Raw genomic sequence first — 13,296 nt, forward strand, 5'->3', positions numbered from 1 at the left:
TTTACCTGTTTAATACAACGATTCAAGGCTGAACATCAGCCTACTTAATAAATAACTCACGGCTTTTTAATGGCTTTTTACCAAGTAAAGGCTTGAGTAGGTATCTACTTAATTGCTTTGCCATATATAACACATCAGGGGCGCTAAAGTCATGAGCTGCTATGGCATTTAATTGCTTTCCTGAAAAGCCACTATGGGGGTCGTCATGCAGTAAAAAACCGTATTCAGCAAAGTACTGGTAATTTGCTGCATCGTTTATTTCATCCCCTTCGGCATCAACGCTAAAATCAACGCCATAACCCAGCATCTCTAACAGTTGAAACTCGTAAGAGCGCAGCACCGCTTGTAGGTTTTTAGTGGTTGATAACTCGTCTAGATGCTGTTTATAAAGATGATATACACTTTCCATCGGCTCATTGATAGGTACGATACGATTGGTTAATTCGTTCATATAGAAGCCGCAATAAAGCTCGGTACCCTGCAACATAGTTTGCCGGCCATGGGGTTCAAAACGATTAATGTATTTTAAATCAGACTTGCCGCTATATTGTACGAGCAGAGATTGGAAAGGTTGTAATTGTGCTTTATGTTTAGTGGCCTGGCGACCACTAACACGGGCCAGCATTCTCAGCTGACCTACGCCTTCTACCAGCATATCGAGCATGACTTGCGAGTCGCTAAATGGACGTCGGTGCAGCAAGTATGCTGTGTAGAATTCGCTATCCATGGCGTGTAAGACTTTACTTAGTCTTCACCATAGCCAAGGCTACGTAGCGCACGCTCATCGTCAGCCCAGCCAGACTTCACTTTTACCCAAAGTTCTAAAAACACTTTGTTATCAAGCATGTCTTCAAGGTCTTTACGGGCTTCACGGCCAATAACTTTCAGCTTTTCGCCTTTATTGCCGATCACCATACGCTTTTGCGTTTCACGCTCAACGAGGATCAAACCATTAATTTGCCAGACACCGTTTTCTTGCCATTTAAACTGCTCGATCTCTACAGTGACTGAATATGGTAGCTCATCACCCATAAAGCGCATCAGCTTTTCACGGATCACTTCAGCCGCCATAAAGCGCATTGAACGGTCTGTTACGTAATCTTCAGGAAAGTAAAACTCACAAAGCGGTAAACGCTTTTTCACTTCATCTTTGATTAAATCAATATTTTTACCCTGCTTTGCAGAGACCGGCATAATAGCCACAAAATCAAATTTACCACCTAAAAACTGCATGTGCGGAAGCACTAAATCACGGTCTTTAACTTGGTCAATTTTATTCATCACTAACAATACTGGACGACCGCTCTGACGTACTTTATTTAGTACCATCTCATCGTCTTCGTTCCAGTGTGTGCCTTCAACCACAAAGATGATCAGTTCCACATCGCCAATTGAGCTCGACGCAGCACGGTTCATTAAACGGTTAATAGCGCGTTTTTCTTCGACGTGTAAGCCTGGTGTATCCACATAAACAGCTTGGTATTTACCTTCGGTATGAATACCCATGATACGGTGGCGTGTGGTTTGTGGCTTACGTGAGGTAATAGACACCTTTTGCTCAACAATATAGTTAAGTAAGGTTGATTTACCTACATTTGGGCGGCCAACAATGGCAACCATACCGCAGTGCGTATCTAGCTCTGCAGGTTCTTTGCTAATTAAATCATCAAGATTCATTTTTAAGTATCTTTAAGGCTTTTTCAGCGGCTTTTTGCTCAGCTTTACGACGTGAGCTACCTACTGAGATAATGCTATCCATCCCTTCAACAATACATTCAACCGTGAATGTTTGATTGTGCGCTTGGCCTTTTGTATCAATTACAGTGTAGCCAGGTAACGATAATTTGCGCGCTTGTAAGTATTCTTGAAGTAATGTTTTCGGATCTTTTTGATTTAAGCCCGGCGAAATTGCGTCAAGACGCGACTCGTACCAACTTAAAATTAACTCACCACATTGTTCAATGTTTGAGTCTAAGAACACCGCACCAATAATCGCCTCTACGGCATCAGCAAGGGTTGATTCACGGCGAAAACCACCGCTTTTAAGCTCACCTGGACCTAAGCGTAAGTAATCGCCTAAGCCAAACTCTAGGCCAAACTCAGCCAACGTTTGACCACGAACTAGGGTCGAACGCATGCGGCTTAAATCACCTTCGCGTGCTTTTGGAAATTTAGTGTAAAGTGCATTCGCAATCACAAAGCTCAAAATCGAATCACCTAAAAACTCTAAGCGCTCGTTATGTTGGCCTTTATGACTGCGGTGCGTCATTGCCTGCTCAAGCAAAGCTTGATCAGTAAATGTATAACCTATTTTGTTGTATAACTCTGTTACGTTTTTTTTCATCGTTACTGAATATTACCTAGGCGTTCAAAACGAACACCAGTTGGAACCCAGCCTGGTAAAAAGTCATCTGGGCCATTCTCAAATTCAAAACTCATCCATATAAAGACGGCTTTACCTACCAAGTTTTCTTTAGGTACAAAGCCCCAAAAGCGACTGTCTTGGCTATTATCACGGTTATCACCCATCATGAAATAATGATCGGCAGGAACAACCCACTCGTCTGAGCGTGTACCTGGTTGTTGATAATAACGGCCTTTCATTTCAGGAGCTTGCGGGTTTATTAAAATATTATGATTCACTGTGCTTAGGTTTTCTTCTAAGCGCACTAAATTCATCGAACCCTGCTTGAACTCGTCACTATTGAGGATTTCCATATCAATTTTGTTGTATTCATTACACAGCAAATCACCTTGCTGTGTTACACCTTCGGCACATTTTGGCTGAATATAAAGGTGCTTATTGCGATATACAATTTTATCGCCCGGTAAACCAATCGTGCGTTTAATGTAATCTACGCGCTCGTCTAATGGGTATTTAAATACCACAATATCACCACGTTCAGGTTCATCAACATCAACTAACTGGCTACGCCAAATTGGGTCTTTGATGCCATATGAGTACTTCTGTACCAAAATGAAGTCACCCACTAATAGGGTTGGCATCATTGAACCTGATGGAATTTGAAACGGTTCAAAAATGAAAGAGCGAAAAATAGTGATCGCTGCAATCATCGGGAAGATTGACTTAGCCGTTTCAGTGATGCTTGGCTCAGGCGCAATTAATGCAGCGGTTTCTTCGTCTAATTCGCCACCTGCTGCGTTTTGAGCAAGGGCAATGCGTTGCTGACGCTTTGGCGCAAACATAAAGTGGTCAATTAACCAAATTAATCCTGAGCCTAGCGTTAACAACACTAAGAAAATAGAAAAGTAACCCGCCATGCATTAATTCCTTTATTTACTTCTAATTATTTACCAACTTTAAGGATAGCTAAGAATGCATCTTGAGGTACTTCAACGTTACCTAGTTGCTTCATTCGCTTTTTACCTTCTTTTTGTTTTTGTAGTAGTTTCTTCTTACGACTCACGTCACCACCGTAACATTTCGCGATTACGTTTTTACGTAATTGCTTAACTGTTGTACGGGCAATAACATGCTGACCAATCGCTGCTTGAATCGCAATATCAAACTGCTGACGTGGAATTAAGTCTTTCAGTGCTTCAGCTAACTGACGACCACGTGATTGTGCAATATCGCGGTGTACAATAATCGCTAACGCATCAACACGCTCACCATTAATTAATACGTCAACACGTACCATGTCTGAAGCTTGGAAATGCTTAAAGTTATAATCAAGCGATGCAAAACCACGGCTTGTTGATTTTAACTTATCGAAGAAGTCCATGACTACTTCAGCCATCGGTAATTCGTACGTCACCGCAACTTGCTTACCATGGTAGCTCATTTTAGTTTGCATACCACGCTTTTCAACACAAAGCGTAATTACGTTACCTAAAAACTCTTGCGGAACTAGTATGTTAGCTTCAACAATTGGCTCACGGATTTCAAGAATATTATTCACCGGCGGTAAGTCAGACGGGTTATCTATCTGTTTAGTTCCGTCTTTAGTCTCTACTTCGTAGATTACTGTTGGCGCAGTGGTAATAAGATCAATGTCGTATTCACGCTCAAGACGCTCTTGAATGATTTCCATGTGTAGCATACCTAAGAAGCCACAACGGAAACCAAAGCCTAGTGCTGTTGAGTTTTCTGGCTCGAAGAATAACGACGCATCGTTCAAGCTTAATTTATCTAGCGCATCACGGAATGACTCATAGTCATCTGATGAAATTGGGAACATACCTGCATAAACCTGCGGTTTAATGCGTTGGAAGCCCGGTAAACGCTCTGGAGCAGGATTACGTTGTAAAGTGATGGTATCACCTACAGGTGCACCATGGATTTCTTTAATACCCGCAATAACAAAGCCTACCTCACCGGTTTTTAGGATACCCGTGTTGGTTTGTTTTGGTGTGAAAATACCGACTTTATCTGCGATGTGAACTTGATCATTCGACATGATCTTAATTTTATCGCCCGAGCGCAATTCACCATGTTTAATACGTACTAATGATACAACGCCTTGGTATGGGTCAAACCATGAGTCAATGATAAGCGCCTGTAGTGGCTCATCTTTGTCACCTTCTGGTGGCGGAATATCTTTAACAATGATTTCGAGTACTTCTTCAATACCAATACCAGTTTTAGCACTACATTGCACAGCATCTAGGGCATCGATACCAATGATGTCTTCAATTTCTTCTGCTACACGCAGTGGGTCGGCTTGCGGTAAATCGATTTTATTCAGAACTGGAATAACTTCTAAGTCCATTTCGATTGCTGTGTAGCAGTTAGCTAAAGTTTGAGCTTCTACACCTTGACCCGCATCAACAACTAAAAGCGCACCTTCACAGGCTGCAAGTGAACGCGATACTTCGTATGTGAAGTCAACGTGTCCTGGCGTGTCGATAAAGTTTAACTGATATGTTTCGCCGTCTTTAGCTTTATAATTTAGCGTTACACTTTGCGCTTTGATGGTAATACCACGCTCACGCTCAATGTCCATTGAGTCTAACACCTGCTGCTGCATTTCACGGTCTGTTAAACCACCACAAACTTGGATAAGACGGTCAGAGAGAGTCGATTTACCATGGTCAATATGGGCGATGATCGAAAAATTACGGATATGCTTCATAAACTGGATTCTAAACTTCTATATAAAATGGACTAAGTGTATAAAGCGACAATTTTACATTTAATTGGCTTTAATCACCATCTATTTGAGTGAAAGGAATAGTAATTGGGTGAATTTTTATTACTTTAATATCATGCTTAAGGCTCTTAACCCTTGATTTTGCTATCGCATAGCCCGTTAAGCCACCAATCACGGCGGCTAAAATTTGCCAGCCTTCTGTAAGCGAAAAAGCCGAAAATGCGATTAAAGCAAACCCTAAACTAAACAAAAGGGGTAGCATGTAAACAGCCATAGCGTGTTTAACTAAGTGGCTATCATCGAGTGCTAAAGTTACTTTTTGCCCTACTTGGAGCTCTTTTTCGAAGGTATAAGGAAAGGTTTTTTTAGCTGTTCCAAACAGCTTTGCAAAAACTTGCGAACCACAACGACCATTACAGCCGGCACAGGCTTGCTTTTGTTCTGCTTCTAAATTCGCTGTCGTGCCTTTTACCGACACGACAGTGAGGGTTTGTTCAATCATGATTTAAAGAGGTCGCGCTACCGACTCAGCTATAGCTTTGGCTGTCATAGCAGGGATATTACCAACAACCGATACATCAAAGCTACCACCATTATGTACATACACAGTCGTTGCGCCTGACGTTAAAGCACCGCTTGCGCGCTTACCCGGTAAGGGTCTTTGAATAAAAACAGACACTTCAACAAACCCATCTGAGTATAAATAATAGTCAGCAAGTTCATTATTTAAATCAAGTTTATGACGATCAGACTTTAATAACTTAAAGCCATCAGGAAGCCAACCAATTTTCCAATCATTCGCTGCGCTGTCTTCATTATTGGCTAAATCGTTAGTCGCAAGTACTGCTGGAAAATCACGATTTTGCATTTCAACTAACATAGGAGCAGGCTGCTCTGTTACGCTGATATGAGTTAACTGTAACTGCTCAAGCATCTCACCTTTGTGATTCACATAGGCAGATTTAAGTAACAACGAAGACTCAGTATCTAACCAAATCCAGTAGTTATATTTGTATTCATCTTTTGATTCAATACGCACTAACTGTGCTGAGCGCCCTGCAATACGGCCTTTTCCGCCAAGCACAAAATCATAGTGAGCGCTTAGTCGGTTAATATCTTTAAAAAGTACTTCAGGAATTGGCCCGGCAATAGAGTCGGTTTTAACTGAATAAGGCTCTGAATGAGGCTCAAAATAGGTCACTTGATCGTCAACGCGCACCATTTCTAGGCCAGCGCCGTTGAGTAAACTTAGGTGCTCAAGTTCAATATCACCTTGTTTTGCATGTAACCAGCGATAAGGTTCCATAGCTTGGCCTTTTACAACCACAAATGATGCGTCAAAGTTGCGAGTATGAACGGCCGTAGCCATATCATTTAATAAAGTCTTGGCGGGATTTTCGTCGCTGGCAATGGCTGGAGCCGTTAATACCAGCGACAAAATAAAAGTAAAAACTTTCATTTAATTAGTTTTTTTCCTCGTCTGCATTTTCTGCAGTTTGCGATTTTTCTAGCGAATATGCAACACGTGCTTGACGTTGGTGCTCAAGAACTAATGCACCAATACGCTGCTGTTGTAACTCACGTAAACCTTGCTCTGCATTTTCTAATGCAGGTTGCTCTGATGAGTAACTTACAGGAGAAGCCATACCTGTTAATGGTACTGTTTGTAATGTTGGAATGTCACTTTGCGGTGACTCGGTGTTTTGTGGCAATGTTTGTACGCCCACAATCGCAAACATGGCAACACTAGCAGCAATAGCCACTTGGGCAAATGGACGACGCCAATTAAATGCTACCACGTTATCTGTGCCTGTTGCCGCCACGATTTCTTCGCTTTTTGGTGCCGTTGTTTTATTCGCGAAATCTGCGTAAACAGGTTCTTGCTCAAGTGATTCTGCCACTGCATCTGCAATGTCAAAATTAAAAGCGTTGTTATTTGCCTCAGCACGCATTACATCACCAATCATTGCGTAACGACCAAATGTAGATACATCGTCGTTTGTGATCGCTTGATCAGTTAACTGCTGCTCGCCGTCAAGTAACGCGGACAACTGCTCATTATCCAACTTGTTAACGTCTGCTTTTGTCATACTAAGACTCACCTATTAATGGATTCAATTTATTATCAATCGCCTCACGGGCACGGAAAATACGTGAACGCACCGTTCCCACAGGGCAATCCATAACCACGGCTATTTCTTCATAGCTCATACCTTCAATTTCGCGAAGGGTAATCGCGGTTTTTAGATCTTCAGGCAAACTATCAATCGTATTAAAAATTACAGCACGTACTTCGTCACTTAATAACAGGTTTTCTGGCGATGCGTTTGAACGCATTGCATCTGCACTGTCATAAAATTCTGCTTCTTCAGCATCAACATCGTTAGCTGGGGGTTTACGACCCTGCGCAACTAAGTAATTTTTAGCACAATTTACGGCGATACGGTACAACCAAGTATAAAAGGCGCTATCACCTCTAAAGTTAGGTAAAGCACGGTAGGCTTTGATAAAAGCTTCTTGTGCGACATCAGCAACATCACCTTGGTTCGAAACATAACGTGAAATCAAACCTGCAATTTTATTCTGATATTTTCTAACTAATAGGTTGAAGGCGTTTTTATCTCCTTGCTGGACCCTTTTAACTAGCGCTAAATCCAAATCCTGCTCGCTCATTCGAGCCGGTACTCCTCTGTTTGATTCTTGCTTGCTATTCATATACTCGCCATTGTTTACACAAACTCTGACTGCACCATGAATATAAAAGTTCAGTTTAAAATGATTTTTTTATAAAATAGCACGCAAATAAATTGAGTCATACCAATCTTATTACACGACAACCTCAATAACTGCTTAAAAATCAACGGTTATCTAAATTAAATTCACAATTTAAAACAGCTAACAATAAACTGTTTATGTGACGATATAACTAATAAGATTGGTATAACGTATTAAAATGACTAATAGTGTTAAAGCAAATATGGTACATATACGTATACCACATAAAAATTTATTTGCTCAAACTTTTGGCACTACTAGCCGAGCATTGTAACCGCAAAGACCACAGACATGAACCAAAATAAACATCACATTACTGATGTCGCTATCATTGGCAGCGGCGCCGCTGGCCTTTCTCTTGCTTTATCGCTTGCTAATCACTGTAAGGTGACGGTACTTAGTAAAGGCGCATTAACTGAAGGTTCTACCTTATATGCTCAAGGTGGTATTGCAGCAGTATTTGATAAAAAAAATGACAGCATTGAATCTCATGTTGAAGATACACTCGATGCAGGTGGCGGATTATGTGACCGTGATGCGGTTCACTACACAGCGAGCAATGCTAAAAAATGTTTAAAGTGGCTTATTGAGCAAGGCGTACCTTTTGATATGGAGTTCGATTCAAAAGGTAAAGAGCGTTTTCATTTAACTCGCGAAGGTGGTCATAGTCACCGCCGTATTTTACATGCTGCCGATGCAACTGGCCGAGCAGTACAAACAACCTTAATTAGCCAAGTACAAGCACACCCTAACATCACTCTGTTAGAAAACTACAATGCCATTGATTTAATTACAGATAAAAGCTTAACTAAAAAAGGCAAGCATGTTCACGGATTGTATGTGTGGAATTGTGTTGATAAAAAAGTTGAAACCATTGCTGCTAAATTCGTATCACTGGCAACAGGTGGCGCAAGTAAAGTGTATTTATATACTTCTAACCCTGATGTATCGAGTGGTGATGGTATCGCAATGGCATGGCGTGCAGGGTGCCGTGTTGCCAATATGGAGTTTAACCAATTCCATCCAACAAGTTTGTATCACCCAGAGCTGCAAAACTTCTTGATCACCGAAGCAATGCGCGGTGAAGGTGCGTATTTAAAACGCCCTGATGGCACTCGCTTTATGAAAGACTTTGATGAGCGCGAAGAACTTGCCCCTCGCGATATTGTTGCTCGCGCTATCGATTTTGAAATGAAACGCCTTGGTGCTAACTGTGTGTACCTTGATATTAGTCACAAAGACAAAGATTTTATCATTGAGCACTTCCCAACTATCTACGCAAAATGCTTAAGTGTTGGTCTCGACATTACCAAAGAAGCCATTCCTGTGGTGCCTGCTGCACACTATACCTGTGGCGGTGTTATGACTGACTTTAACGGCCGTACAGATTTAGATAACTTATACGCTGTTGGCGAAGTGGCTTACACAGGTTTACATGGCGCTAATCGTATGGCGAGTAATTCGCTACTCGAATGCATCGTGTTTGCCCATGCTGCTGCGAAAGATATTCTGAGTAAAATCGATGCAAGCCCTGCCCTTGAAGCCTTACCACTTTGGGATGAAAGTCGCGTAACTAACTCAGACGAAGAAATCGTTATTACCCACAACTGGCATGAACTAAGGTTATTTATGTGGGATTACGTGGGTATTGTACGCTCAACAAAACGTTTAGAACGTGCGCTTCACCGCGTTGAATTACTGCAGCAAGAGATTCACGACTATTACGCGAACTTTAGAGTTACAAATAACTTATTAGAACTTCGAAACCTAGTACAGGTTGCAGAGCTTATTATTCGCAGCGCCCTTGAGCGTAAAGAAAGTCGTGGTCTTCATTACACGATTGATTACCCAGAGCAAAACGAAAATCCAACGCCGACAATTTTAACGCCTAAGTCGGTTGCTGCACTGCAATAATTGCACGCTTTAAGCGCGAGAAACTTTCTTCATCAACACTGGCTGAGCTTATAATCAGCCAGTGTGATTGATAAAACCCAGCCAACCTCAGCACTACAAAATTAGCAAACACATAACTTTTAGCTGTTATCTGGCCTTGAATTTTAAGTTTGTCGTTAACAAACCTGAGCTCTGCTTGCTCTAAAATTATAAAACCCTTTTCAGGCTGTGCTTGTTGGACTTTTTTAAAACTAAGAATGGCTAAGAAGAAGCACGCTAAACAAGCCAAAAGTTGAGCGAAAACATGCTGGTAAACAAAGCATAAAGTGATGGCTGTTAAGCAAAAAAAGACCACAAAGGGTTTGTGGTCTGTGGTGTTATTTGTAACGGTAAATCTATACACGAACTCGGTCTAAAATTAACGCGACCATACCGTTAAGCTCTGGGTCTTTACACTCTTCATGACCCATGAACCAGGCGAATAAATCAGGATCATCGCACTCAAGTAAGCGTTGAAAAACGGCTTGCTGTTCTTTTGATAGTGAGTCAAACGCTTCTTCAACGAATGGCATAAATAAAACATCTAGTTCTAACATACCGCGACGGCATGCCCAACGAATACGTTCTTTACTGTGAATTTCAGTCATTTTAAACCTCGTACTTATTTGTCTGCAGTTTACCAAATTGCTATCGAATAAACAGCTATTTAAATTGCTACCCTAACTAAGTTATCATTAGCGCTCATTCATATCGTAAAGAAGGTTTTTATGTCGACTGTTTACGCATGTCCTTTATCTTATTCACTTATCAGCCTAACTGGCAAAGATAAGTTGTCTTACCTTCACGGACAAATTACGCAAGATATCAACAAATTAACTGATGATAACTTCCTTTGGGCTGGCCACTGTAATGCAAAAGGCAAGCTTTGGGGTGTGTTTAGGTTGTTTTCACACCTTGATAGCTATTACCTTGCGGGCTCAAAACCTGAGGTAGAGCAATCGCTAGTCGAGTTAAAAAAATATGCGGTATTTTCGCAAGTAGAAATTCAGCAATCTGAAAAACCGCTAATTGGCTTACTAGGTGATGACCTAACAGCGACTCTAGAAGCCTTAGCAATTAATTTTGACTACGAGCACAGCGCAGTCGATTTTGCTGGCGGTAAAGCGTTAAAGCTTGCAGATAACCGCGTATTGCTGATGGTCAACGAAGAATTTAGCTTACCTGATAACGTCACAGCTCTTAATGATGACGCGTTATGGCAACAGGCAGCTATTGCCGCAGGCGAGCCGTCATTAAACAGCGACGCTATTGGAGAATACGTACCGCAAATGGTTAACTTGCAAGCGCTTGGTGGTATCAGTTTCAGAAAAGGCTGCTACACAGGGCAAGAAACCGTCGCTCGTATGAAATACCTAGGCAAAAATAAACGTGCTATGTATATAGTTTCGGGCAAAGCTGAAGGCTTACTTGACGAGCTTGAACTCGAGACACAAATGGGCGAAAACTGGCGCCGTGCTGGCAAGCTTATTAGCCAAAGTTTTAATCAACAAACGCAAACCTTAATGGGTCTGGTTGTGCTTCCTAACGACAATGAAGCAGGCCAAATTTTGCGAGCAAAACACCTCCCTCAGGTAGAGTTATCTATTCAAGCTCTGCCTTACTCTCTCGAAGATGAATAAATAGGAATGACTATGATCGTAGCAGCAAACAAAGTGGTAAAAATGCATTATTCAGTATTGGATAATAACAAAAACACCATCGACAACTCTTTCGATGGCGAGCCACTGGTGTTTATCGTTGGCACGGGTTTCTTAATTCCAGGCCTCGAAAATGCGCTATTAGGTAAAGAAGCGGGCGACACATTCAGCGTAACTGTTGAGCCAGAGCAAGGCTATGGTGAACGTCATGATGACCTAATGCAAGCAGTGCCAAAATCAATGTTTGAAGGTATGGAAATTGAAGTTGGTATGCAGTTCCGCGCTACGACAGACGCTGGCGACCAATCAGTGATGATCATTGAAATTCAAGACGAAGACGTTATTGTAGATGGTAACCACCCTCTTTCAGGTATTACCCTTCATTTTGATGTTGAAGTACTTGAAGTACGCGATGCAACTGAAGAAGAATTAGCACATGGTCATGTGCACGGTGAAGGTGGTTGTGGTCACAGCCACTAAACCAATACTATAAAAAAAGCGCCATTGGCGCTTTTTTTATATCTGCTGTGTGCCTATTCGACTACTTCTTCTGTATCCACAGAAGCGTCTGTCACAGGTTCTGCAATATGCTCTCTAAGCGCAGCAAGTAAGCCTTCTTGGTCATTTGTCCCTAAGCGATAGTGCGTACCGTCTTTCATTGCCAATTCAACAGCACTAAATCCAGATACACTGTAAACCCAGCCATCATGCGTGATACGCAGACCAATACCATGACGAAATGAATTACTTACCGCTCGAACAGATTCAATCTCATCAAAAGTCACTGTTTTACCAAATACACCCGGACCAAATGCCCAGCTTACGTTTTTATCGCTCACCTTAATCGTTAAGCCATGAAACAAAAAAGCCACCAGCACTAAGATAGCGCTAAACACCATAAGAGGAATATCTGCACCAATTAAGTTCCAAGCTAAGGCAATGAAGGCGCCAATCCAGCCTAAGATAACAAAAATAAAAATAGCGTACTGTTTATGTTGATACATTCTGAAGTATTCTCTTAAAAGCTATAAACAAAGGTTGCACTCAGCTCAGAATCGTACTTGAGCTTATCTTCCTCTGGTTTTGAGTTATAGCGATACATGTAAGTAAATTTGAGTGATACATCACCCATAATTTTGCTGATCAGGGATGTTTCTGACTTTAAACGCGAGTTTAACCCTGACAATGATTGTTCATAACTGACATCTTGATTAAAGCGAGTACGAGCAGAGACCGTACGCTCCCACTGCAGCGCTAAACGAAGCAGGTAACCGGTTTTTGTTTCATCTTCTTCTGTTGCAGTCTCTTGATCAGCCACCGAGCGGTATAAACCCGGCCCCACATCGATATCGACTTTATTCTTGCTGCCTTGGTAAATGCGGTTACCGTAACCAGTCGCTATGGTGCTCTTAAACTCAAGACCACTAAACTTATCTCGCTCATAGTCACCATAAATGAAAAATGACTCATTTTTCACATTTAGCTTATAGTTACCTTGACCCGATACAAAAATACGGTCAGCAGAGACTTCTTCATCACCAGTTTCTTCATTACGGTCACGTTTGTATAAAGTATCGAGCTTAAATTGGTTACGCCACTTTTCGAAATCTTGGTACAGGTTACCTTTAAGTTTGAAGCTGGTTGAGTTGGTATTGCCGCGGCTTACCATAAAACCAAACTCCATATCTCCGTACAGCAACTCGCCTTTATGAATTTTATGGATTTCTTCTTCTGATAATTGCCCGTATTCATGGAAATCTTCAAACGGATCAACAGCAAAAGCCTGCCAACTGCAAACTAGCAGGGCGGGCAAAATA

16 protein-coding genes are annotated in these 13,296 nt (G+C 41.6%); 3 read left to right on the plus strand and 13 right to left on the minus strand.

Annotation, left to right across the window (positions count from 1 at the left end; genetic code table 11):
* Positions 1 to 40 precede the first annotated feature (40 nt).
* From recO to rpoE, 9 genes are all read right to left on the minus strand, one after another.
* Positions 41 to 727: a DNA repair protein RecO gene (gene recO, locus WA256_RS04365; RefSeq protein WP_058586460.1), complete on the minus strand. Its 687-nt coding sequence runs from the start codon at positions 725 to 727 to the stop codon at positions 41 to 43.
* Positions 728 to 744: 17 nt separating this feature from the next.
* A complete protein-coding gene (era, locus tag WA256_RS04370) occupies positions 745 to 1,677 on the minus strand; it encodes a GTPase Era (RefSeq protein ID WP_054554338.1) in 933 nt (310 codons plus the stop codon).
* The gene (rnc, locus tag WA256_RS04375) at positions 1,667 to 2,344 is read right to left on the minus strand and encodes a ribonuclease III (protein ID WP_054554337.1); all 678 of its coding nucleotides are present in this window, start codon (positions 2,342 to 2,344) and stop codon (positions 1,667 to 1,669) included. Before rnc ends, era begins: the two co-directional genes overlap by 11 nt.
* A 2-nt stretch (positions 2,345 to 2,346) precedes the next feature.
* On the minus strand, positions 2,347 to 3,282 hold the full coding sequence (gene lepB / locus WA256_RS04380) for a signal peptidase I (protein ID WP_062566752.1): 936 nt from the start codon (positions 3,280 to 3,282) through the stop codon (positions 2,347 to 2,349).
* 26 nt (positions 3,283 to 3,308) lie between these two features.
* The gene (gene lepA / locus WA256_RS04385; protein ID WP_304636985.1) at positions 3,309 to 5,096 is read right to left on the minus strand and encodes a translation elongation factor 4; all 1,788 of its coding nucleotides are present in this window, start codon (positions 5,094 to 5,096) and stop codon (positions 3,309 to 3,311) included.
* A 70-nt stretch (positions 5,097 to 5,166) separates the two neighbouring features.
* Positions 5,167 to 5,616, minus strand: coding sequence for a SoxR reducing system RseC family protein (locus WA256_RS04390; RefSeq protein ID WP_058586462.1), 450 nt, complete (start codon positions 5,614 to 5,616; stop codon positions 5,167 to 5,169).
* Positions 5,617 to 5,619: 3 nt separating this feature from the next.
* A complete protein-coding gene (locus WA256_RS04395; protein WP_054562253.1) occupies positions 5,620 to 6,573 on the minus strand; it encodes a MucB/RseB C-terminal domain-containing protein in 954 nt (317 codons plus the stop codon).
* 4 nt (positions 6,574 to 6,577) lie between these two features.
* The gene (locus WA256_RS04400; protein ID WP_054562254.1) at positions 6,578 to 7,204 is read right to left on the minus strand and encodes a sigma-E factor negative regulatory protein; all 627 of its coding nucleotides are present in this window, start codon (positions 7,202 to 7,204) and stop codon (positions 6,578 to 6,580) included.
* Between the two features lies 1 nt (position 7,205).
* The gene (rpoE, locus tag WA256_RS04405) at positions 7,206 to 7,787 is read right to left on the minus strand and encodes an RNA polymerase sigma factor RpoE (protein ID WP_036969086.1); all 582 of its coding nucleotides are present in this window, start codon (positions 7,785 to 7,787) and stop codon (positions 7,206 to 7,208) included.
* A 393-nt stretch (positions 7,788 to 8,180) separates the two neighbouring features.
* Between rpoE and nadB the strand changes: the two genes are divergently transcribed.
* A complete protein-coding gene (gene nadB / locus WA256_RS04410) occupies positions 8,181 to 9,803 on the plus strand; it encodes an L-aspartate oxidase (protein ID WP_335989237.1) in 1,623 nt (540 codons plus the stop codon).
* Here nadB and WA256_RS21035 read toward each other — a convergent pair.
* Together WA256_RS21035 and WA256_RS04415 are read right to left on the minus strand one after the other, a co-directional pair.
* On the minus strand, positions 9,778 to 10,185 hold the full coding sequence (locus WA256_RS21035; protein ID WP_420331454.1) for a protein YgfX: 408 nt from the start codon (positions 10,183 to 10,185) through the stop codon (positions 9,778 to 9,780). The genes nadB and WA256_RS21035 overlap by 26 nt on opposite strands.
* A complete protein-coding gene (locus WA256_RS04415) occupies positions 10,178 to 10,429 on the minus strand; it encodes an FAD assembly factor SdhE (RefSeq protein WP_054562257.1) in 252 nt (83 codons plus the stop codon). Before WA256_RS04415 ends, WA256_RS21035 begins: the two co-directional genes overlap by 8 nt.
* A gap of 120 nt (positions 10,430 to 10,549) precedes the next feature.
* On the opposite strand from WA256_RS04415, the gene ygfZ reads away from it, so the two are divergent.
* Both ygfZ and WA256_RS04425 read left to right on the plus strand, forming a co-directional pair.
* The gene (gene ygfZ, locus WA256_RS04420) at positions 10,550 to 11,461 is read left to right on the plus strand and encodes a tRNA-modifying protein YgfZ (protein WP_335989242.1); all 912 of its coding nucleotides are present in this window, start codon (positions 10,550 to 10,552) and stop codon (positions 11,459 to 11,461) included.
* A 12-nt stretch (positions 11,462 to 11,473) separates the two neighbouring features.
* Complete coding sequence (locus WA256_RS04425) at positions 11,474 to 11,959, plus strand: FKBP-type peptidyl-prolyl cis-trans isomerase (RefSeq protein ID WP_054554327.1); 486 nt, start codon at positions 11,474 to 11,476, stop codon at positions 11,957 to 11,959.
* 53 nt (positions 11,960 to 12,012) lie between these two features.
* Here the strand turns inward: WA256_RS04425 and WA256_RS04430 are convergent, their stop codons facing one another.
* Both WA256_RS04430 and WA256_RS04435 read right to left on the minus strand, forming a co-directional pair.
* Positions 12,013 to 12,483, minus strand: coding sequence for a hypothetical protein (locus WA256_RS04430; protein WP_063529680.1), 471 nt, complete (start codon positions 12,481 to 12,483; stop codon positions 12,013 to 12,015).
* 14 nt (positions 12,484 to 12,497) lie between these two features.
* Entirely contained in the window at positions 12,498 to 13,292 is a 795-nt protein-coding gene (locus tag WA256_RS04435) for a DUF481 domain-containing protein (protein WP_370316364.1), read from the minus strand.
* Positions 13,293 to 13,296: the final 4 nt, after the last annotated feature.

Source organism: Pseudoalteromonas sp. CH_XMU1449-3 (assembly GCF_037027245.1).
Lineage (GTDB): Bacteria > Pseudomonadota > Gammaproteobacteria > Enterobacterales > Alteromonadaceae > Pseudoalteromonas > Pseudoalteromonas shioyasakiensis.

What these genes read in the sequence shown, in the direction of transcription:
- recO (WP_058586460.1), bottom strand. Translation starts at nt 727, where the DNA reads ATGGATAGCGAATTCTACACAGCATACTTGCTGCACCGACGTCCATTT.
- era (WP_054554338.1), bottom strand. Translation starts at nt 1,677, where the DNA reads ATGAATCTTGATGATTTAATTAGCAAAGAACCTGCAGAGCTAGATACG.
- rnc (WP_054554337.1), bottom strand. Translation starts at nt 2,344, where the DNA reads ATGAAAAAAAACGTAACAGAGTTATACAACAAAATAGGTTATACATTT.
- lepB (WP_062566752.1), bottom strand. Translation starts at nt 3,282, where the DNA reads ATGGCGGGTTACTTTTCTATTTTCTTAGTGTTGTTAACGCTAGGCTCA.
- lepA (WP_304636985.1), bottom strand. Translation starts at nt 5,096, where the DNA reads ATGAAGCATATCCGTAATTTTTCGATCATCGCCCATATTGACCATGGT.
- WA256_RS04390 (WP_058586462.1), bottom strand. Translation starts at nt 5,616, where the DNA reads ATGATTGAACAAACCCTCACTGTCGTGTCGGTAAAAGGCACGACAGCG.
- WA256_RS04395 (WP_054562253.1), bottom strand. Translation starts at nt 6,573, where the DNA reads ATGAAAGTTTTTACTTTTATTTTGTCGCTGGTATTAACGGCTCCAGCC.
- WA256_RS04400 (WP_054562254.1), bottom strand. Translation starts at nt 7,204, where the DNA reads ATGACAAAAGCAGACGTTAACAAGTTGGATAATGAGCAGTTGTCCGCG.
- rpoE (WP_036969086.1), bottom strand. Translation starts at nt 7,787, where the DNA reads ATGAGCGAGCAGGATTTGGATTTAGCGCTAGTTAAAAGGGTCCAGCAA.
- nadB (WP_335989237.1), top strand. Translation starts at nt 8,181, where the DNA reads ATGAACCAAAATAAACATCACATTACTGATGTCGCTATCATTGGCAGC.
- WA256_RS04415 (WP_054562257.1), bottom strand. Translation starts at nt 10,429, where the DNA reads ATGACTGAAATTCACAGTAAAGAACGTATTCGTTGGGCATGCCGTCGC.
- ygfZ (WP_335989242.1), top strand. Translation starts at nt 10,550, where the DNA reads ATGTCGACTGTTTACGCATGTCCTTTATCTTATTCACTTATCAGCCTA.
- WA256_RS04425 (WP_054554327.1), top strand. Translation starts at nt 11,474, where the DNA reads ATGATCGTAGCAGCAAACAAAGTGGTAAAAATGCATTATTCAGTATTG.
- WA256_RS04430 (WP_063529680.1), bottom strand. Translation starts at nt 12,483, where the DNA reads ATGTATCAACATAAACAGTACGCTATTTTTATTTTTGTTATCTTAGGC.